The organism is Microcystis sp. M169S2, from assembly GCF_020245865.1.
Lineage (GTDB): Bacteria > Cyanobacteriota > Cyanobacteriia > Cyanobacteriales > Microcystaceae > Microcystis > Microcystis ichthyoblabe_A.
The window spans coordinates 1-20,014 of record NZ_JADBUB010000005.1; the positions used below are offsets into that span (position 1 = coordinate 1).

A 20,014-nucleotide genomic window follows, 5' to 3' on the forward strand; every position below is an offset into this window, starting at 1 on the left:
AAACTATCAACAACTCATGCTTGTAAAGTTTGTACAATAGGGCTTTGAGTTTTTGTTAGATTGATATTTATCAACTTTAGAGCATTGCTGGACAGAGAGGGAGCTTGGGGAATTTTCTACAGTGTAAGTTCGGAAGAACCGATAAAACTGATGAAATCCCTTCCGCACCAGACACCTAACCTTTGCCCTAGCGCTCGAGAAAATTCCCCGGATAGCGTAATTTTCGGGATCGCGGCGGGAACCGTCGAGGAACCCCGCGTCGCCTATCTCCCGGAAATCCAACCCGTCACCGCGGAAATTCTCGCACTCGCTCAACCCGTCACTCCCACCGAAGTCTTCCGCTTCGCCGCGTCCTGCGCGGAAAAAGAATGCGTTCATTTCGATGGGAAAGATTGTCGCCTCGCGCACCGGGTGGCACAGGGACTCGCAGAAGTAACCGATACCCTTCCCCCCTGTCGAATCCGGCAAAACTGTCGCTGGTGGTTGCAGGAGGGAAAAGCCGCCTGTCTGCGCTGTCCGCAGGTTGTCACTGACAACTATAATCCTTCCGAAACTTTCGTGAAGGTTGCCGAACCCGAATCTTAACCCTATTAAATAGGAGTCTAATTACCATGGCTAAAATTCATATTTCCGATCTACAGGTGAACTCTTTTCAAGAATCTCTTGAAACTGCGATCAATCGCGCGATCGAGACTCGCAACATTCAAGGCGGTATAGGTATAATGTCGCCGTCAAAACCAACAACACTGGGAATAAGAATTTGGCCGCCCATCATTATCGGAATGATCTTCCCACCACTCTCGAATATTAAGCAAGGACCCATTTTATAGCGGTTTTCAGTCTAATAAGGTATAGTAAATTCCTTGATAGATAGGCGTTTCAGCGTTTCAATCGGGACTCACTTCTGTGAAAACCGCTATAACCGCCTATCGTTAGATTAGCTGAATCTCCCCCGTCGCGGGAGTTGGGGGGTGTTGCCTCTTGCAAGAGTGCCTCATCTCCACAAGCAATTTCAATGCTGAACAGCTTATCTACCAACCGTATCCTCCCATCACTCTCAAATTCTAACAGGAGTTAACTTATGGCTCTCGAACAAGTTCACGCTTTTTATCAAAAAGTCGCCTCCGATGAATCCTTCCGTTCCCGAATCCAATCGGTGAATACTAAAGAAGAATGTAGCGAGATCGTCAAAGCTGCGGGGTTCAATTTCACACTACAGGAATTCGAGGAATACACCGCACGACTTCTAGAGTCCGATCGCCCCGATGAAGAAGTTACAGATTTAAGCGAGGAAGATTTAGCGGCGGTCGCCGGTGGATTTATCGGCGGTTTTCGAGTTCGTCCGATGTACGGTCTGCCACCCAACCGCAAGCTTAAATGGCCTATTCCAGGTGACGGAATCTTTCGACCGATGTACGGATTACCGGCAGATCGTTTCGGGGATTTATAATTCCAACCGACTCATAAATTTTATCGAGTATTAAACTTAGTAAGGAGCTAATCATGTCTTTTGATCGCACCCCGAACTTTACCGAAAAACTAGCAACCGATCCCGATTTTCGTTTAAAGGTTTTGGACGAAATCGCTAACGATGACGAACTCAAAACCCTAACCGAAGAAGACTTAAAAGCGATCGTCGGTGGACGGATGCAACAAGTATACGGCTCGACCAGCGGTGGCGGTGGCCGTCGTACTTACTACGCCTAAATCGAGGATAATTCCAATGACCGAATACCGTCGCATCAGCTACGCCGTCTGGGAAATTACCCTGAAATGTAACCTCGCCTGTCAGCATTGCGGTTCCCGCGCCGGCCACACCCGTAGCCACGAACTTACCACTGAAGAGGCCCTCGATCTCGTCCGTCAACTGGCCGAAGTGGGCATCAAAGAAGTTACCCTGATCGGGGGAGAAGCCTTCCTCCGTCCCGACTGGCTCGATATCGCCCGGGCGATCACCGACGCGGGCATGATCTGCGGTGTCACTACCGGCGGCTACGGCATCACCCTCGACACCGCCCAAAAGATGAAAGACGCGGGGATCAAAGTTGTCTCCGTCTCCGTGGACGGATTAGAAGCCACCCACGATCGCCTGCGGGGGAAACCAGGTTCGTGGCAATGGGCATTTAAAACCATGAGCCACCTAAAACAAGCCGGTATCCCCTTCGGTTGCAATACCCAGATAAATCGTCTTTCTGCCCCCGAATTCCCCCGAATCTACGAAAAAATCCGCGATGCGGGCGTATTCGCCTGGCAGATCCAGTTAACCGTCCCGATGGGGAACGCCGCCGATAACTCGGAGATTCTCCTGCAACCCTACGAACTCCTAGAACTATACCCGATGGTCGCCCGTGTCACCGAGCAAGCGCGACGCGAGGGGGTAGACGTACAACCGGGCAACAATATCGGCTATTACGGCCCCTACGAACGTTTATTGCGGGGAGGGGACGCGTGGACATTCTGGCAGGGCTGTAGTGCCGGACTGGCGGCACTGGGTATCGAGGCCGACGGAGCGATCAAAGGCTGTCCCTCCCTTCCCACCGCAGCCTATACCGGGGGCAATATCCGCGATCGCTCCCTGCGCCAGATTATCGAAGAGGCCGAAGAACTGCGCTTCAACCTCGGCGCGGGAACCCCGAAGGGAACCGATCATCTCTGGGGATTCTGTAAAACCTGCGAGTTCGCCGAACTCTGCCGCGGTGGTTGTAGTTGGACGGCTCATGTTTTCTTCGATCGCCGAGGCAATAACCCCTACTGTCACCACCGGGCCTTAAAACAAGCGGAGAAGGGAATCCGAGAGAGATTCTACCTCGATCGCCCTGCAGCGGGAATTCCCTTCGATAACGGCCAATTCGCGCTGGTAGAAGAACCCTTCCATTCTCCCCTAGCCAATGATCCCCTCGCCTTCAGTGCCGACGCGATCCAATGGACGGAAAGCTGGCAAAACAAAACCCCCGTACTCACCCCCACAATCTAACCATGAACGAGAACCCGAACCCTATCACCCCCATCCTACCCCGATCGGCGTGGGAGAGCCAGATCGCCTATCTCCGGGCTGTATTCCGGGCGAAAAAAGCACTAGATGAAATTGAACGAATTCAGAACGAGAAGACATAAACGCTCGATCGATCTAATCTGTAGCTGCTAACCCCTCATCCCTCACTGAATCGCCTGTTTTAAGCTGCGGCAGAATTCTTCGAGGGATTTTAAACCATCGCTGGGGGAATTATCGGCCAGACGTTTAACCATGGCACTGCCGACAATTACCGCATCAGCACCCCATTTTTTCACCTGTAGCGCCTGTGTCGCGTCAGAAATGCCAAATCCTACCCCGACGGGTTTATCGGTGACAGAACGGATAGAATCGAGCAATTCCTCCACTCTGGTGGCCACTTGATTCCGCATTCCCGTCACTCCCGTGACACTAACCAGATAAATAAAACCTTGGGATTGCAGGGCGATCGCTTGTATTCGTTCCGGGGGACTGGTAGGCGCTACCAATAAAATCACTTCAATTCCCTTAGCGGCAGCCGGTTGCAGCAGACTTGCCGCTTCCTCTAGGGGTAAATCGGGAACCACTAAACCACTCACCCCAGCTGCTTTAATTTGGTCTAAAAAGACATCTATCCCGCGATGATAGATGGGATTATAGTAAGTAAAGAGAATAATCGGAGCTTTCACCTCTCCCTGAGCATTTTTGACGATTTCTAGCACATCTTCCAACTTGACACCCCGATTTAAAGCCCGGGTGGCTGCCGCTTGAATAACCGGACCATCCGCAAGAGGATCGGAATAGGGAACCCCCAATTCGATCAGATCAGCCCCTGCCCGGTCTAAAATGCGTAAAGCTTGGGCAGTGGTAGATAAATCGGGATCACCGGCAGTGATAAAGGGAATTAAGGCACAATTCCCCTGGGAACGGAGAGAACGAAAACACTCAGAAACAGCAGTCATCGAAAATTACTGGAGACATAAAGCACCGTCTATTATCTCATGGCGGGGAATAGCTCATTGCCAGTTGCCGCAAGCTCAGGTAAAGAATTTTTCAAGTAATACTTAAGGAATATTGACAAAATGGTGATCGAGGGTAGAATGAGCGCAGTCTGATAGTTTTGAGAAAATCTGTTCTATCAACTGGTTTTCATTCCGCTTTTTCCGGTACAAAATAGGACTACTGCCCGATCGGGTTGCGTATAATCAAACACCATATTATATCTATGTTTTCCATTTACATTCTCACCCATAACGAAGAAATTGATATTGCCGCCTGTGTAGAATCGGCACTTCTATCCGATGATGTGATTGTGGTTGACTCCTACAGTAGCGATCGCACTGTAGAGATAGCTTCTCGTTATCCAGTGCGCGTGATTCAGCATCAATTCGAGAGTCATGGTAAACAAAGAACTTGGATGTTAGAAAATATCGAGACTAAATACGATTGGGTTTATATTCTCGAAGCAGATGAAAGGATGACACCCCAACTGTACGCAGAATGTCTGCGTGCCACGCAACAACGGGAATTTACTGGTTTTTATGTGGCCGAAAGAGTTATGTTTATGGGAACTTGGATCCGTCGCAGCACCCAGTATCCTCGTTATCAAATGCGTCTATTTAGAAAAGATCAAGTCTGGTTTAGCGATTATGGTCACACGGAAAGGGAAGAATGTCGAGGAAAAACCTCTTTTTTACAAGAAACCTATCCCCACTATACCTGTAGTAAAGGTTTAAGTCGTTGGATTGAAAAACATAATCGTTATTCTACCGATGAAGCAGCAGAAACCCTACATCAGTTGGCTAACGGGGGTGTTAGTTGGAAAAATTTATTTTTTGGTGAAACCGAAGTAGATAGACGGAGAGCTTTAAAAGATTTATCCCTACGATTGCCTTTTCGTCCCTTGCTTCGTTGGTTTTATATGTATTTTATCCTAGCAGGAATTCTCGATGGTAAAGCTGGTTTTGCTTGGTGTACTCTGCAAGCTTTTTATGAGTATTTGATCCTCTTAAAAGTGGCGGAAATGAAACAGGGTTTACCCACTCCCCCCGAAGTTAGAAATCGTTTTCATACCCCGCAAAATGGTAACAATAGTAATTCCCATAGGTCTGGTTTCGTCTCCCTAAAAGGAAAAGCCGATTAACATTTAACCATGATTAATCAGCCGGCAATCACCTAACAACAACCTAGGGACAAAAAAAATGCCAATCCACCTACTCAGTGGTTAATTTTCACGGGGAATACAGCCGTTCGACTTCACCCAATAGTTACTTGACTGGTATCGACGCTGGTTGCCCCATGGACTTTACTGGCAATTGCTACCATTTTATTTAAAGTCGCCTGATTGGAAACCCTGCCTTTTAGTACAACTTTACCACCAGTTTGAGCGACCCACAATTTGTCTTCATCAGCTAAATCCGGTGTCTCGTCAAAAGCTAAAACTACTCGTTTAGCTAGGCCGCTTTCGTCGTATTTTCCGTCTAATCCGACTCTTTCGGGGGGAATACCAGCAGCCGCGGCTTTTCCTGCGATCGCACTAGCGGCATCTGCCGGTTTATCTAAGCCAAAAATTCTTTTTAACCAATCCATTGCTAACACTCCTGATTGAGTTCTAAAACCCCAATTTCTTTAAGAGGGATTTGGTGGAAACGATGTGTCGATCTAATCCTAAACGATCGGGACTGACTCCCACCGCTAAAGCGACTAATTGGGAAAAATGTAACACAGGTAAACCCAAACTTCGATTGATCGCTTTTGCCACTTCCGGTTGTCGGGAATCAAGATTAAGATGGCATAAAGGACAAGGGGTGACTAAACAATCGGCCCCCGCTGCCATGGCCTCTAAAATGTGTTTTCCTGCCATTTGGAACGATTGGGTGGTGGCATAACTGGACAGAGGCCAACCACAGCATTGAGTGCGTCCTTGATAATAAATCGGATTCGCTCCCACGGTCCGAAAGACATTTTCTAGGGATTCCGGCTGAAAAGGATTATCGTAGGGGAGAGTATCCTGGGCCCGCAGGAGATAACAACCATAAAAACCGGCACAATTTAAGCCTGATAAGGGACGAATCACCTTGGCCGCCAGATTATCTAAGCCATAATCGCCCACAATTGCCCAGAGTAGGTGTTTAACCGTCGTCGTACCTTGGTAGGGAGAACAATGTTCTTTCTGTAAATAATTATTAACTTCCTCAACATAATTGGGATTATTATGCTTTGCTTCCTTCAAGCGCTCATCCACATGACCGATCACCCCTTGACAGGTGCTACAGTGAGTCAACAGGGGTAAATTGAGGGCTTCCGCTAGGGCAATATTACGCGCATTGACGGCATCTTCCAAGAGTTGCGAATCTTCCTTATAAGTTCCCGAACCACAACAGGCAGCTTTTTTGAGTTCGACTAAATTAATCCCCAAAGCTTCCGTTAGGGCTGCCGTGGATAAATATAGTTCCCGACAGGCACCTTGAGCGACACAACCGGGAAAATAAGCGTACTGGAGATTGTTGACTGTCATGGATTCTAGGAAATTACTACTCATTACCTATCTACCATCTTGCCCCCCTTCCCCCCTGTCATCACTAAAGTCATGGAATTTCTTAATAGACAGTCTTTTGTGAGCTGCTCCGAACAAGTGTAGGGTAGTTTGCCCCTAGAGATAATATCCAAAAAGGAGGAGAGCCATCTCAACAGTATAATGGCTCTCCTTGAGAAAAATTGTTGTCCTGAGGAGTCGGTTATATAAATGGGAATCTGCCCAGTCAAGAGGTGATTTACGGGTAGAATTGAGATTGTAGCCGAGAAATTAAGGCGAGAAACCCTATTTTGTCTGCTTACGCCGCTTGGGGGAGGGTGATGACAGCACCAAAGTCAGCACGGCTAGGGAAAATCGAGAGAACCCGGTCCAGTTGGGTTAATTCAAAGATAATCTTGACTGAAGGTGGAATAGAACAGATATTGAAGGATTTTTCTTGACTTTGAGCCAGACGAAAGGCGGTAACTAAAGCCATTAATCCGGCACTGTCGAGGAATTCCACCCTACTCATGTCCACGAGAAAAGTGATAGAGCTATTCTGGTTCACCAGATTGGTGAGCTGCTCTTGAAATTCTAGGACGTTAGCGGCGGTAATATAGCCACTTGGCTCAAATAGAGCAATTTCTGGGACTTTTACAGGACTTTTCATGGCTGGGCTTTGAAATTCATAAATGAACCTTTTAACTGGAAATCAGATAACGCTATTATGTCCTAACTTTCTGAGTTTGTAACCTTGGTCTTGATCAATTTTCCCTCTCCTGAAAAGATTAATCTTTTTTTAATCTTGACCCCTATAGGGAAGAACCAATTTTAGGTTAACCTTAGGATTCTAGTGGTAAAGAGGAACAGTGATCAGGACTGACTAGGGTGAACATCAGGGGAAAGTCGTTAGGTTTAAGCTCTAACTCCGAATAACTAACGATGACCCAGGATTATACTGGTATTTTTGCTAAAATAAAGTAAAGCAGGATACAGAAAATAGATTTATTGAGCTAGAGTAAGGAAATTGTGGATACCAAGCCGACTATCCGCCAATTAGTGGAAAAAGCCCTATATTATCGTCAAATCACGCCAGAAATCGAAAACGGAATTAATGAACTCCTCGCTCGTCTTGGCTACGTTTCTGATGTGGATTACGAGGCCCTCGAGTTACTCATGGATGAAATGGACGAAGGCCGGATTAATCTCGTTCCGCGTCGGTAACTTCAGTTATCAGTTATCAGTGGTGAGTTTTCAGTTCACTGATGGACTTTCGGTTCCTGCTTATGCAATGGACGGGGTTATAAGGGATGATTTAGCGATCACCCGATCGAACCAGACCAAGTAACGAAGAACCTGACTTGACTGATGACTGTTTACTGATTACTGAACAATCCCCCAAAACCCAATTTCCCCAAATTTCCCCAAATTAATATAATTAACTTCAGGCCTTCTCCTAACCTGATTTTTTCCATGATTCCTTTAACTCTTAATCTTTTGCAAGGTTCCGTTACTTTTCGTTTCAGTCCCAGTGCTGCTCTGGATTTGCAAAGGGAAATTAACGTTTTACTCGATCGCCTGAAAGCGATCGCCAGTAATGCTGCTAGTGGGGGTAAACCCCAACCCCAAAAACCGCTGGAATATCAGCACACTGGTGATGTGTTTCTGGAAGTGTTTTGTAATCCCAATATTTATCCGAATCCTTTTTCGGCTAAAGTTTTGTTAACGGTTCGTGACGATCGCCTACGCTTAACCACAGAAGCAGAATTAACCCGTGTAATCGAGGATTTAGAGCGTTATATCGACCAAAATAGTTAGAATCGGGGGATTTTTGGGGTTTCGACCTTTCCTTGTCGTCCCACCTCTCCCCATCTGATTATTCTTCTCTAGCTTGCCATGTTACCGACCGATTTATTGATTTCCCGTCAAAATGGCGAGACAATTATTCCCAAACGCTTACCGATCGCTCCTGATTATCTGATGAGCGCTCAAGAACAAATCACCTGTTTTCAGGAAAGTATCGGTGAAACTAAGGGAGAATTAAGCCAAAAACTCCTAATCTTGGAGGGAGACAGTCCCGATTATAAAATTAAACGGGGATTTGCTCACCTATTAACCAATCATTTTGCCACCTTTGAGATTATTAGTCCCTTAGAACCGCAGGAATTAAGAAAAAGAGTTTTTGAACAAGCGGCTAACTTTGTTCCTATTCCCCAAAATCGATCGCTAATTCTGGAGAAAATTGCCCAGCAAATCAGCCAAGAATTAAATCAAGAAATTTTTCCAGTAGCTCTAGAAAAAGGACTCTATGCTGATTTAGCAGAGAATAAAATTCTCACTCAATTTGATGCTCCCACCCCCGAAAACTTAATTCATCGTTTTAACCTCTCGCAAATTCAAGGTATTTTTTATCGGGCCAGTTATTTAATCATCAACGTCCACCGCAACGATCCGGGGGAATATAAATATCTCTTTCGCTATCTAAAACTATTTCGTTTAATGACTTATATCGAAGGGGATGCCGACACGGGATTTACTATTACTATCGATGGTCCCACCAGTTTATTTAAAGCTAACAGTCGTTATGGCATTGAAATCGCTAAATTAATTCCTGCCTTACTCCATGTTACTCACTGGAATCTGAAGGCACAATTACAGTATAAAGATTCCTATACAGGAACTATTAAAAAACAACAGTTTAATTTAGAGGATAACTGTGGTCTGGTATCCCACTATTCCCCGGGTAAACCCTACGATAGTATGTTAGAGGAATCTTTCGCTAAACGTTGGTTACAGTTAAAGACTGAATGGCAGTTAGAAAGGGAAGTGGATTTAGTGCCTTTACCCGGAGGAGTGATGATTCCCGATTTCCGTTTAGTGCATCCCGATGGTCGCGTTTTTCTCCTCGAAATTGTTGGTTATTGGCGACCAGAATACCTACAAAAGAAATTTTTACAGGTTAAATCGGCCCAAGCAAATAATCTAATTTTAGCCGTATCGGAACGGTTAAATCTAGAAAAAGCTGGAGTTAAATTTCAAAATCTACCCGCTCAGGTTATCTGGTTTAAAGATAAATTATCACCCCAAGCAGTGTTAGAAGTTTTAAATTAAAAGGTTAGGAAGCTAAAAGCGGAAGTATGATTTAATACTCCCGCTTTGGTTTAATCAGACTAGGTTAACCTTTTTGCTCAAGACCGGACAATGAGAGCTACATCATTGAGCAATGGCAGGACTGATGGACACTTTCACCACTTTATTTTTTTCTTCTTCCGCTTTCGGGAGGGTGAGATTGAGAATGCCATCTTTGTATTCAGCGGTCACGTTACTATTATCAACCTGAACCGGTAGAGGAATAACCCGATGGAATTTACCATAACGGAATTCAGTGCGGGTAAATCCTTCTTCTTCGGTTTTAATTTCCGATTTTCTTTCACCATTAATGGTCAGACTATCGGCTGTTACTTCCACGTTGAGGTCTTTGGCTTCCATACCAGGTATTTCCAGTTTAAGCTGAACTGCCTCTGGCGTTTCGGTAATCTCCGCCGCTGGGATGAAGGATAACCCCATTTTTTCGCCATTGCCTACATCAGTCGGCACAAGACGGTCAAACAAGCGATTCATTTCTTTCTGTAGGCTTTCTACTTCTCTGAAAGGTTCCCAACGTATAAGTGCCATATAAGTCACCTCCGAAGTTTTCTTAACGCTAGAGATGTTGGTTTATCTCTACACTTTTAGGATAGATAAAAGATTCTCTTACCGGGGTAGGGTTTTCGGTATTGAGTTTTTCCAGATTCCCGTACTATCTCCTATACTAGGGTCTGCTGAAAAAGTTTTTCCTGGTGTGGGGTGTGGGGTGTGGGGTGTGGGGTGTGGGGTGTGGGGTGTTTTCTCAGTGAACTGATAACTGATAACTGATAACTGATAACTGATAACTGATAACTGATGACTGATGACTGATAACTGATAACTGATAACTGACTCCACCAACAGACTTTTTCAGTAACCCCTAATTATCTACTGATGAATAATTAAACTTTCTAAACTGGTTTGTAAATCTTGGGTTAATTGTGCTACGGCCGAGCGTCGATCGCTTTTATAATCGCCATAGCGCTCGGATACGGAAATAGGTTTACCAATAGTTATTATCGCTTTTTGTTGACCAATTTGGGGACGGAAAAAGGGATTACCTCCTTTAATTCTTGTCACTAAATCCCAGAGTAATAAAATTGTCTCGGCGAATCTTTCTACGGTGGGTTTTTCTTTGACATAATAACCAGTTACTGACACGAAACTCTCCACAATTCTCATGTGCCACATTTTTAAATTAGCTTCATCGGCTAGGCGATCAGCTAATCCTAATTCAAGGGGAGAAATAGAATGAGTGGGTTTTAATTCTTCCCGATAAATGCGTTCCCATCCTGCTTGTTCCAAACGACGACAGCGATCGATCACATTACCATTAGGAGAAACATTAAAATACTTTTCTACGGTTTGTAAGGCCACATCTAATAAATTGGCTAAACGTTTGGCTAGGGTTTCGTTTGGATCATCGCCATTGGCAGGTACTACAGGCAAAGATTGATAGTAGAAATCTCGATAAAAATCCTCCATTAAGGATAATAATCTTTCTCCTAACCGAAAAAGACGCTCGTATAAAACCTTTTCTTCTCGGGATGAATTCGGGGTGGGTTCTAAACCGCTATCGTTTTCTAAATTAGTTAAAATTTTCTCGATTTCTTGCCACACTGGAGTCAGATAAAAATACTGAATACCAATAGGTAAAATAATTACTTCTTGCTGTTGTTTAGCTTTTTTAACATCATCCACCCCCCAAAAAGCTAATTGAGAAATACCCGGTTCAATCGCACTGACAAGCTCATTATGTCCGTTAGTTGCCCCTTCGGGAGCGGCGGCTAAAGGATAATCTCCTTCTAATAATAAACGACGAGCCGAACGCAATCCGATTAAATCGGCTTTTCCCCGTTGAATTGGTGTGCCACCTAACTTAGAATATAACCATCCTACCCTTTCTCCAGCCCATAAAGGAATCCCTCGATCATACATAAAATGAGCGTGAATTGGATTGTTTAATTTTATTCCTAACTCTTGGCCTTTTTTGGGTACTAATTTCCACAAAAGATAGGCCATACAGTAGGGATCGTTAATACTGGGATGACGAAAAGCAAGCAGTAAACGGACTTTTTTCTCTTGACTTTTTTGATAAAATGTGATTAAAGTTTCTAGATTGGCGGCGGAAATTTCCCTTAAGTTGGTTTGAGTTTGTAACCAGAGAGGTAAAAAGATTTGACATCCCTTTAAAAGCAAGGAGTTAAGGTCAGGGGGTATAAATTCTAGAGGAGGTTGTGCGCCCAAAGATAGATTAGACATATAAGTAGTCGTGCAAAAGGAGACAGGAGACAGGAGACAGCTATCAGTTATCAGATTTGAGTTTTAAGTGTGCAGTATTAAATAGAAGTTTCCTACTGTCTTTTCACTAATCACTGATTACTGTTTACTGATCACAGCAAAAGGCTGACGGTTTAGATGTGTAATTAATTTTGCTTAGGTACTTAATCAGGGAAGAATAAAAGAAAACTCTGATCAATAATTACCCACTGGCCAAAAGGTAATCACAGCAGCAAACAGGTATCGAGCTAGACTTCAAATACACTGGGATTGCAGGCTCCCTCAACCATGAAAGGAGAAATTAACCGACTTTGAACGAGGAGGAACAGGAGCAGTTTACCTCCTCACCTAAACAAATACAGCTATACTATAGCTCTATCCCCATTTCTCGCAAACGAGCCGCCAGCTGTTGAGAACGCTGTCTTTCCGCTTCCAGAGCTTGCTGAGTAGCATTTAATTGCTCCTGGGCTGCGGCTGCTTGCTCTTGGGCTGCGGCTGCTTGCTCTTGGGCTGCGGCTGCTTGCTCCTGGGCTGCGGCTGCTTGCTCCTGGGCTGCTTCTTCTGGCAAGGGGATTAAATTGCCTTCTGGATCATAAAATCTCGCCCAAATTGCCGTTTCTCGGTCAATAGTCCCCTCCCAAGTCCCTAACCAATAGCCTAAGGTTTCGCACCATAACCAGCCGCGCTCGTTTCGTTCTAAAGAATGGTAGCGTTGGTCGGCCCCTAAATGCCATCCTTGTAAAGAATTGGCATCAAAAGGATCGTAGATGAAATAATCTGGCGTGCGGAAGGTTCCCTCATAAATTGCCTTTTTTCGCACTTTATCGGTCTTGGCGGTACTAGGAGAGGTTAATTCCACGATAACGTCGGGATAACGTCCCTCTTCTTCCCAAATTACCCAACCCTGTCGCTCTCTCGTACCATCGACATTGAGGACAGCGAAGAAATCTGGCCCGCGAAAATCGCGATTTTTCGCCTGTTCGCGGCTGAAATAAATAAACATATTGCCACCGGTGTAGAAGTCGTCTCGTTCGCCGTAACCCTGCTGTAGGGAGCGAATCAAGACATTCATGGCAATGCGGTGTCGGTTGCTTTCCAAGGGTTCACCATCATCAAAAATTAAGTCTGTGGGGGGTGGGGGGGGTTCCCAGAAGTCCTCGAAATCTTCTTCTATCGGTGCCGGAGAGGTGGCAGTTTCGTCGCTTTTGGCAATCGTCATTTTTTCGGCCTCTCTAGGTGGGAGTGTCCAGATTTTTGCTGATTATTGATCCTATGTTACATCAGAATTTAGGAGTGAGGAGATAGATGTTAGGAGTTGAGAAAATTATCTTGGCTTAACAATGATCAAAACTTTTCTTCTGGGTGCGTTACATTGGGCTAACACACACGACTAATATCCTTAAGCTAACCAAAAAACTTGGCTTTATCTTTAACTAATTTTGTCCCGATTCCGGCGGCAATCACTTCGGAGAGAATGCTAATTAAACGATAGATAGCAACGGTGACAAGTACGTTAGCGGCGGGAAAAGTTTCTGCGTCTAAAAGTGCAATCACTGTAGCTTCAAATACTCCTAATCCTCCCGGTACTCCGGGGACAACTAAACCCAATAACCAAGCAAAACTAAAGGTTCCTAAGAGGGGTAAAATCTGAGCGAGGGTAATCATTTTTAACACCATCCCAGCTAAAATAAAACCCGCACCGCGCCACAATAAAAATCCAGTTTCACCCAAGAGGGGAACGAGAGGATATTGAGTTAGATAAACAGGCTCTTGAGCAATCTTTTTCTTTTGGCTAAGGATTTTGAGAGGATAATTTAAAAATTTGGGATGAATGCCGATTAAAATTAATCCTAAAACTAATATCTGTATCCCTAGACTTGAGCTAGATTTCATCCAACCTAAACCACTACCAATAACTGCTATGGCTAAGGCTGCACATACCAGTAATAAAAGCTCTAATAAAACGCTTAAACTAGCGGTTCCCCAATCACTTCCTACTTTATTAATTGCCACGATGCGAGCATAAAAGTGACCGATATTACCGGGTAGATATTTTCCTAAATTGGTAATCATATAGATGCCAATTCCCGCGGAGGTTTTAATCGGCTGTTGATAGCTTTTGAGTATCCATGTCCACACCCATCCTGCCCAAATTTGAGCGATAACGGTGGTTACAAGTGCCAAGAAAAGAAATAACCAACCGTGATTTTCAATTCTAACTGAGGTGACGTTATCCCAGTTATTTTTAAGGTTACTGAGAACGAAAAATAAGGTTCCCCCAATAATCAGCCAACGTAAAAACTTTTTCATCATTTTGTTTTTTTCTTTATTCATTTTTTGGAGGAAACCAGTCGAGATCGAGCAGATTTTCTAAACTGTAGGGACATTCCCCGGTAAAACTAACTTTATCATCGGTTTTTTCTCTAACATAATTTAAGGCTTTCTGGTAAATACGAGGTAATTCTTGAGTGAGATAATTACGGAGATTAGTGGTTAAATAATTGTCGATCTGGTTTTTGAAATTGACAATTTCTGAGCGCCAATGACTACGATTATATGTTCTTTCATCTTCCCAAAATTGTAGGACTAAACAATGTCTGATAATTTGCTCTAATAAACTGGCAACACGAAACTTTTTCTCGCTTCCTAAATCTTCTAACTCCTCGATTAAGTTTTCTAAATCTAAAGCTTCATATCTTTTATTCTTCAAAAGTTCTATAGTTTCTTCTAACCAGAGGTAATCATCAATTTCGTAGAGAGTTTTTAAGTTGAGAATAACAGTCATTTTTTATCTCCTTGATGATAAGATGGCAGGCAATTAGGATCGAGAAGTTCTTCTAAACTGTAGGGACAACTATCGGGGAAAGTAACTTTATTTTTTGTCTTTTTCCGCACAAAGAAAACTGCATCTTCATAAATGTTAGTTAATTCATTTTGTAAATAATTACAGAGATTAGTGGTTAAACGTCTTTTTAGCTGAATTTGAAAGTTGACTATTTCTAACTCCCAGTGATCCTGATTATATGCTCTTTCCTCTGTCCAGAACTGTAGGAGTAAGAAATGTCTAATAATTTGCTCTAATAAACTAGCAACACGAAACTTTTTTTCGTTTCCCAAATCTTCTAACTCCTCGATTAAATTGTCTAAATCTAAAGCGTCAAATCTTTTGGACTTGAGCAGTTCTATGGTTGCTTCTAACCAGAGAGAATCATCAATCTCGTAGAGAGTTTTTAAGTTGGGAATAACAGTCATTTTTTTATCTCCTTTATTCGTATGGTGGTAGCCAATTGGGATCGAGAAGTTCTTCTAAACTGTAGGGACAAGTATTGGGAAAGTTGACTTGATTATTAGTCTTTTTTCTCACATAACGGAGTGCCTTCTGATAAATATTATAAAATTCCTGTTCTAAATATTTCCGTAAACTTGCCGTTAGGTAGGTATTTAATTGATCTTGAAAATTTACCAGTTCTGACTCCCAATGAGCCTGATTATATTCTCTTTCCCTTGTCCAAAATTGTAATAATAAACAATGTCTAATAATTTGCTGTAAAAAACTAGCAACACGAAACTTTTTTTCGTTTCCCAAGTCTTCTAACTCCTCGATTAAATTCTCTAAATCTAAAGCCTCAAAATTTTTAGCCTTGAGCAGTTCTATAGTTTCTTCTAACCAAAGAGAATCATCAATCTCGTAGAGAGTTTTTAAGTCGGGAATAACAGTCATTTTTTATCTCCTTGATTGTCAGATGGTAGCCAATTAGGATCGAGAAGTTCTTCTAAACTGTAGGGACAAGTATCGGGAAAGTTGACTTTATTATCGGTTTTTTGACGAACGTATCGCACGGACTCAAAGTAAATTTGCTCAAATTCCTGTTCTAGATATTTACGAAGATTTGTGGTTAAATAACGTTTTAGTTGATCTTTAAAACTCACGATCTCTGCTTGCCAATGAGCTTGATTATATTCTCTTTCCCTTGTCCAAAACTGTAATAATAAACAATGTCTAATAATTTGCTGTAAAAAACTAGCAACACGAAACTTTTTCTCGTTTCCCAAGTCTTCTAACTCCTCGATCAAGTTTTCTAAGTCTAGCGCTTCAAAATTTTTAGCCTTGAGCAGTTCGATAGTTTCTTCTAACCAGAGAGAATCATCAATTTCGTAGAGAGTTTTTAAGTCGGGAATAACAGTCATTTTTTATCTCCCCTACAATAGGCAATAGTGACCGGTTAAATCGATCACTAGAGCTTTTTTACTGTTTATATACTAGATAATTTTAGCGGCGCGCAGACCGAAAAAGAGACCGAGGGCAATTCCGGTAAAAACGATCAGATAACCCGCTAAAGCAGCAACAGCTAACACAGACATGGTGAAAATCTCCCAAGTAATTTAATCTTTTTTAGCATTGTACCGTTATTCTTGCCCTTCCCCTTCCTCGTCTTCTATATCTTCCCCAAAGCGCTGCTGGGGGGGAATTGCGGCGACAATTGCCTCGATTACCTTGCCGACTGGAACAATTTCTAAGCCCACATCTTCGGGATAAACTTGACCTCTGGGGACAATCGCCCGTTTAAAGCCCAATTTCGCGGCTTCTTTTAATCTTAGTTCCATTTGCGACACTAAGCGCACTTGTCCGCCTAATCCCACTTCCCCGATTAAGACTGTGCGCGGATCCACGACTCGATCGCGAAAACTAGCGACAACAGCGATCGCAACTCCCAGATCCGCCGCCGGTTCTTCCACTCCCAACCCTCCTGCGGAGGCAACATAGGCATCTAATTTTGATAAAGGAATGCCGACACGCTTTTCTAAAACAGCGAGAATTTGCTGTAATCGGTTGTATTCTATGCCCGTGGTTGATCGGCGCGGGGAAGCGTAGCTGGTAGGGCTAACTAATGCCTGTAACTCCACCACAATCGGGCGTGTACCTTCACAGGCTACCACCGTCGCCGTACCCGGGGAAAATTCGTCGCGATTGCCTAAAAACAATTCTGAGGGGTTTTCCACTTCCGCCAAACCGTGATCCACCATCTCGAAAATACCGATCTCATGGGTGGCCCCAAAACGGTTTTTCACAGATCTTAAGAGACGATGGGAGGCATAGCGATCGCCTTCAAAATATAACACTGTATCGACCAAATGTTCCAAAACTCGCGGACCAGCGATCGCCCCTTCTTTAGTCACATGACCGACAATTAATAAAGTAATATTCTCCCGTTTTGCCACCTGCATCAAGGCGGAGGTACATTCGCGAACTTGGGCGACAGATCCCGGTGCGGAAGTTAACGCCCCAAAATAAAGAGTTTGAATACTGTCAATTACCGCCACCTGTGGGCGTAGAGATTCTAATTCTCGCAAAATTTCCTCTAAATCGGTTTCTGGCAGAACATAGAGATGATTATCGAGTTCTGACGTTGATTCAGAGGCTTTTTTCTCCTTGCCATTGCCGTTATTTTCCGACTCCACGGGGACCACTCCCACTCCTAAACGGGCAGCCCGCAGTTTAATCTGTTGTCCCGATTCTTCAGCGGAAACGTAGAGGATGCGCGGTAATCTTTGGGCGAGTTGGTTGGTAACTTGCAGTAAAAGCGTCGATTTGCCGATGCCCGGATCGCCGCCGATTAGTACAAGAGAACCGGGGACGATGCCACCACCGAGAACGCGATCGAATTCCCCGTAACCAGAGGGAAAACGTTCCTGTTCATACTGGGTAATTTCCGAGAAGCGCACCGAGATGCGCGGTTGCGGGTTGCGTTGTCCTTTGCCGTTATTTGGGCGACTATTTTGCCATCCTGGGCGATTTACCGCCGGATTATTGCCACCAGCCATCACTTGTTCTTCTAGCGTCCCGTAGGTGTCACAACTGGGGCATTTGCCCAACCATTGGGGAGATTCCGCCCCACAAGCGCTACAGATGTATATTGTTCGCGATTTCGCCATGTTTTTTAAGAAAAGTTGAAGAAAAGCGGTTTGAGGATCAATTCTCTTGTCAAATTTGATTAAGTATGATAGGGGTAAGGAAGACGATAAAGTTATTGATAATTGCCATAAAAGAAATAAAATAGGAAATTTAGGCTTAATGATAACGGCCAAAGGATATTCTATAAACAGGAACGCTCGTTATTTAACTTTAAAATTCATCACACTATTTAACTAAGGAGTGTTAATTCAGTTGGAGAACCAAAAGGAAAAAATTCTCGTTGTTGATGATGAAGCCAGCATCCGTCGTATCTTAGAGACTCGTTTATCGATGATTGGTTATGAAGTCGTCACCGCCGCCGACGGAGAGGAAGCTTTAGAAACCTTCCGCACCGCCGAACCCGATTTAGTGGTTTTGGATGTGATGATGCCGAAATTAGACGGTTACGGTGTCTGTCAGGAACTCCGCAAAGAATCGGATATTCCTATCATTATGTTAACCGCTTTGGGCGATGTGGCCGATCGAATTACCGGGCTAGAATTGGGCGCGGATGACTATGTAGTTAAACCTTTTTCTCCCAAAGAACTCGAGGCGCGGATTCGTTCGGTGTTGCGTCGGGTGGAGAAAAATGGCGCTCCGGGGATTCCCAGTTCTGGTGTGATTCATATCGGTTCCATTAAAATCGATACCAATAAACGCCAAGTTTATAAGGGAGATGAACGCATCCGTCTGACTGGTATGGAATTTAGTTTACTGGAATTATTGGTCAGTCGCTCGGGAGAAGCTTTTTCCCGCTCGGAAATCCTTCAGGAAGTTTGGGGTTATACCCCCGAACGTCATGTGGATACGCGGGTGGTAGATGTGCATATTTCCCGTTTACGAGCCAAATTAGAGGATGATCCCAGCAATCCTGAGTTAATTCTCACCGCTAGAGGTACAGGCTATCTTTTCCAGCGGATTTTAGAACTAGACGAGGAATAGTTCTCAGCTATGGCACCAGCTGATCCCAATCGTATTTTAAGACTGTTACCCCTGTTCGCCGGCATCGTCGGGGGTACGGTATTAATGTTTAATCGTTTTGCCACTGCCGATTTAACCCCATCGCAAGCGCGTTCCGATGTGATGGGAGTGATTTTGAGTGGGGTTTTAATTTTGGTGGGTTTAATCTGGCAAAGAGTTCAACCCCGCTTACCGGATGCTGTGGAATTAATCGGGCGCGAAGGTCTGGAATTTGCCCCAGATTTGCCAGAACCAGTTAAAATTGAGCTTGCTTGGGCTTCCCATTTACTTTTAACCAACACCGTGACAAAATCTCTGATCGTTTATTATCAGGGAAAAGTTTTATTACGTCGCGGTATCTTAAGCCAGAATTCTGAAGTTAAAGTTAGTAATATTATCAAAAGAGTTTTAGAAACTGGTAAAGCCGTCTATTTAGTTAATTTAAATTTATATCCCGCTAAAATCGAGTTTGACTATTTGCCAGAAAACACCCAAGGCTTAATCTGTCAACCCATCGGGAAGGAAGGGGTGTTAATTTTGGCGGCAAATGCACCGCGCAGTTATACTAAACAAGATGAAATTTGGATCGAGGGAATTGCTGATAAATTAGCCAACACTTTCAGTCAGTTTTAGACGATTTCAGTTTTGTTGTTTCATTAATTCTTTTAAATCTTCCACTGACTCAACAATATTGATTTTGACTACCCCAGACATTGCCAATTTATCCACTTAATTAGGGTTTGCTGAAAAAGTTTGTTGGTGGGGTTAGGAGTCAGGAGTCAGGAGTCAGTAGCCGGTCGTCGGTCGTTTCAGGCTTTGTTGCCCTTCTTTTTTGTACTAATTTGTGTACTACAAGAAGAATAATGCAAGGTTTTTGAATGTCCCAATCTTATATTCTTGCACTATGGCATAGAACGAGTTAGTTAGGACAGATGCCTGAAAGCTTTACTCACAGCATCCACAAGGTTTTCACTATCATTGATAATCTGACTAACATAGTTTTTCAATCTAGCCCAGAACTTTTCAATTTTGTTGAGATCTGGAGAATAGACGGGTAAAAATAGCACTTCACATCCCGCTTTAGCTAACAATTTTTTGATTCTCTCTTTGGGATGAAAACTGGCGTTATCAATGATGATAATTTGACCGGGTAGTAGTTCGGGTAATAGCAATTGTTCTATCCACTCACACA

At 43.8% G+C, this 20,014-nt stretch carries 28 protein-coding genes; 12 read left to right on the forward strand and 16 right to left on the reverse strand.

The features are described 5' to 3' along the window. The first annotated feature begins 150 nt into the window (after nt 1-150). From IM485_RS00515 to IM485_RS00540, 6 genes are all read left to right on the forward strand, one after another. Nucleotides 151-585, forward strand: coding sequence for a nitrogen fixation protein (locus IM485_RS00515; RefSeq protein WP_104395450.1), 435 nt, complete (start codon nt 151-153; stop codon nt 583-585). 26 nt (nt 586-611) lie between these two features. Beyond that, entirely contained in the window at nt 612-830 is a 219-nt protein-coding gene (locus tag IM485_RS00520) for a hypothetical protein (RefSeq protein WP_287740499.1), read from the forward strand. A gap of 251 nt (nt 831-1,081) precedes the next feature. Beyond that, the gene (locus IM485_RS00525; RefSeq protein ID WP_104395451.1) at nt 1,082-1,450 is read left to right on the forward strand and encodes a Nif11-like leader peptide family natural product precursor; all 369 of its coding nucleotides are present in this window, start codon (nt 1,082-1,084) and stop codon (nt 1,448-1,450) included. Nucleotides 1,451-1,503: 53 nt separating this feature from the next. Beyond that, entirely contained in the window at nt 1,504-1,707 is a 204-nt protein-coding gene (locus tag IM485_RS00530) for a bacteriocin (protein ID WP_287740501.1), read from the forward strand. A gap of 16 nt (nt 1,708-1,723) precedes the next feature. Then, entirely contained in the window at nt 1,724-2,974 is a 1,251-nt protein-coding gene (locus IM485_RS00535; RefSeq protein ID WP_287740504.1) for a nif11-class peptide radical SAM maturase 3, read from the forward strand. A gap of 2 nt (nt 2,975-2,976) precedes the next feature. Next, nucleotides 2,977-3,114: a hypothetical protein gene (locus IM485_RS00540; RefSeq protein WP_192575961.1), complete on the forward strand. Its 138-nt coding sequence runs from the start codon at nt 2,977-2,979 to the stop codon at nt 3,112-3,114. Nucleotides 3,115-3,156: 42 nt separating this feature from the next. On the opposite strand, the gene trpA is transcribed toward IM485_RS00540, so the two are convergent. Further along, a complete protein-coding gene (gene trpA / locus IM485_RS00545; RefSeq protein WP_104395454.1) occupies nt 3,157-3,951 on the reverse strand; it encodes a tryptophan synthase subunit alpha in 795 nt (264 codons plus the stop codon). A 263-nt stretch (nt 3,952-4,214) separates the two neighbouring features. Between trpA and IM485_RS00550 the strand changes: the two genes are divergently transcribed. Continuing rightward, nucleotides 4,215-5,132, forward strand: coding sequence for a glycosyltransferase family 2 protein (locus tag IM485_RS00550; RefSeq protein ID WP_287740508.1), 918 nt, complete (start codon nt 4,215-4,217; stop codon nt 5,130-5,132). Nucleotides 5,133-5,245: 113 nt separating this feature from the next. On the opposite strand, the gene IM485_RS00555 is transcribed toward IM485_RS00550, so the two are convergent. The 3 genes from IM485_RS00555 to IM485_RS00565 form a co-directional block, all read right to left on the reverse strand. After that, nucleotides 5,246-5,578 carry a BON domain-containing protein gene (locus IM485_RS00555; protein ID WP_104395457.1) on the reverse strand — a complete coding sequence of 111 codons (333 nt, stop codon included), beginning with the start codon at nt 5,576-5,578 and terminating at the stop codon, nt 5,246-5,248. Nucleotides 5,579-5,600: 22 nt separating this feature from the next. Continuing rightward, on the reverse strand, nt 5,601-6,530 hold the full coding sequence (locus IM485_RS00560; protein WP_104395458.1) for a CoB--CoM heterodisulfide reductase iron-sulfur subunit B family protein: 930 nt from the start codon (nt 6,528-6,530) through the stop codon (nt 5,601-5,603). Between the two features lie 292 nt (nt 6,531-6,822). Continuing rightward, nucleotides 6,823-7,173, reverse strand: a complete 351-nt coding sequence (locus IM485_RS00565; RefSeq protein WP_104395459.1) for an STAS domain-containing protein — start codon at nt 7,171-7,173, stop codon at nt 6,823-6,825. A gap of 359 nt (nt 7,174-7,532) precedes the next feature. Here IM485_RS00565 and IM485_RS00570 point away from each other — a divergent pair, with 359 nt between their 5' ends. From IM485_RS00570 to IM485_RS00580, 3 genes are all read left to right on the forward strand, one after another. Further along, nucleotides 7,533-7,727: a hypothetical protein gene (locus IM485_RS00570; protein ID WP_104395460.1), complete on the forward strand. Its 195-nt coding sequence runs from the start codon at nt 7,533-7,535 to the stop codon at nt 7,725-7,727. Between the two features lie 249 nt (nt 7,728-7,976). Further along, nucleotides 7,977-8,321: a hypothetical protein gene (locus IM485_RS00575; RefSeq protein ID WP_104395461.1), complete on the forward strand. Its 345-nt coding sequence runs from the start codon at nt 7,977-7,979 to the stop codon at nt 8,319-8,321. 78 nt (nt 8,322-8,399) lie between these two features. Then, a complete protein-coding gene (locus IM485_RS00580) occupies nt 8,400-9,614 on the forward strand; it encodes a DUF790 family protein (RefSeq protein WP_104395462.1) in 1,215 nt (404 codons plus the stop codon). 102 nt (nt 9,615-9,716) lie between these two features. Here the strand turns inward: IM485_RS00580 and IM485_RS00585 are convergent, their stop codons facing one another. The 11 genes from IM485_RS00585 to radA all read right to left on the reverse strand — a co-directional run bounded on the left by IM485_RS00585 (nt 9,717) and on the right by radA (nt 17,843). Next, the gene (locus tag IM485_RS00585; RefSeq protein WP_104395463.1) at nt 9,717-10,178 is read right to left on the reverse strand and encodes an Hsp20/alpha crystallin family protein; all 462 of its coding nucleotides are present in this window, start codon (nt 10,176-10,178) and stop codon (nt 9,717-9,719) included. Nucleotides 10,179-10,256: 78 nt separating this feature from the next. Beyond that, the gene (locus IM485_RS00590) at nt 10,257-10,487 is read right to left on the reverse strand and encodes a hypothetical protein (protein ID WP_104395464.1); all 231 of its coding nucleotides are present in this window, start codon (nt 10,485-10,487) and stop codon (nt 10,257-10,259) included. A 30-nt stretch (nt 10,488-10,517) separates the two neighbouring features. Then, a complete protein-coding gene (locus IM485_RS00595; protein WP_104395465.1) occupies nt 10,518-11,891 on the reverse strand; it encodes a 1-acyl-sn-glycerol-3-phosphate acyltransferase in 1,374 nt (457 codons plus the stop codon). A 385-nt stretch (nt 11,892-12,276) separates the two neighbouring features. Beyond that, the gene (locus IM485_RS00600) at nt 12,277-13,128 is read right to left on the reverse strand and encodes a Uma2 family endonuclease (RefSeq protein WP_287740518.1); all 852 of its coding nucleotides are present in this window, start codon (nt 13,126-13,128) and stop codon (nt 12,277-12,279) included. Nucleotides 13,129-13,313: 185 nt separating this feature from the next. Next, nucleotides 13,314-14,243: a lysylphosphatidylglycerol synthase domain-containing protein gene (locus IM485_RS00605; protein ID WP_287740520.1), complete on the reverse strand. Its 930-nt coding sequence runs from the start codon at nt 14,241-14,243 to the stop codon at nt 13,314-13,316. After that, the gene (locus tag IM485_RS00610; protein WP_104395468.1) at nt 14,236-14,694 is read right to left on the reverse strand and encodes a DUF29 domain-containing protein; all 459 of its coding nucleotides are present in this window, start codon (nt 14,692-14,694) and stop codon (nt 14,236-14,238) included. Before IM485_RS00610 ends, IM485_RS00605 begins: the two co-directional genes overlap by 8 nt. Beyond that, a complete protein-coding gene (locus IM485_RS00615) occupies nt 14,691-15,161 on the reverse strand; it encodes a DUF29 domain-containing protein (protein WP_104395469.1) in 471 nt (156 codons plus the stop codon). The genes IM485_RS00610 and IM485_RS00615 overlap by 4 nt, the downstream gene beginning before the upstream one ends. Before the next feature lie 13 nt (nt 15,162-15,174). Further along, the gene (locus tag IM485_RS00620) at nt 15,175-15,630 is read right to left on the reverse strand and encodes a DUF29 domain-containing protein (protein WP_104395470.1); all 456 of its coding nucleotides are present in this window, start codon (nt 15,628-15,630) and stop codon (nt 15,175-15,177) included. Beyond that, nucleotides 15,627-16,097, reverse strand: a complete 471-nt coding sequence (locus tag IM485_RS00625) for a DUF29 domain-containing protein (protein WP_287740523.1) — start codon at nt 16,095-16,097, stop codon at nt 15,627-15,629. The genes IM485_RS00620 and IM485_RS00625 overlap by 4 nt, the downstream gene beginning before the upstream one ends. A 72-nt stretch (nt 16,098-16,169) precedes the next feature. Further along, complete coding sequence (gene petL, locus IM485_RS00630) at nt 16,170-16,271, reverse strand: cytochrome b6-f complex subunit PetL (protein WP_002791324.1); 102 nt, start codon at nt 16,269-16,271, stop codon at nt 16,170-16,172. A gap of 45 nt (nt 16,272-16,316) precedes the next feature. Next, a complete protein-coding gene (radA, locus tag IM485_RS00635) occupies nt 16,317-17,843 on the reverse strand; it encodes a DNA repair protein RadA (protein ID WP_287740526.1) in 1,527 nt (508 codons plus the stop codon). A gap of 232 nt (nt 17,844-18,075) precedes the next feature. Here radA and rpaB point away from each other — a divergent pair, with 232 nt between their 5' ends. After that, nucleotides 18,076-18,804: a response regulator transcription factor RpaB gene (rpaB, locus tag IM485_RS00640; protein ID WP_002734727.1), complete on the forward strand. Its 729-nt coding sequence runs from the start codon at nt 18,076-18,078 to the stop codon at nt 18,802-18,804. Between the two features lie 9 nt (nt 18,805-18,813). Next, nucleotides 18,814-19,455: a cofactor assembly of complex C subunit B gene (locus tag IM485_RS00645; RefSeq protein WP_149975284.1), complete on the forward strand. Its 642-nt coding sequence runs from the start codon at nt 18,814-18,816 to the stop codon at nt 19,453-19,455. Nucleotides 19,456-19,745: 290 nt separating this feature from the next. On the opposite strand, the gene IM485_RS00650 is transcribed toward IM485_RS00645, so the two are convergent. Beyond that, a partial coding sequence (locus tag IM485_RS00650) for a transposase (protein WP_287740529.1) occupies nt 19,746-20,014 on the reverse strand: 269 nt, incomplete at its 5' end.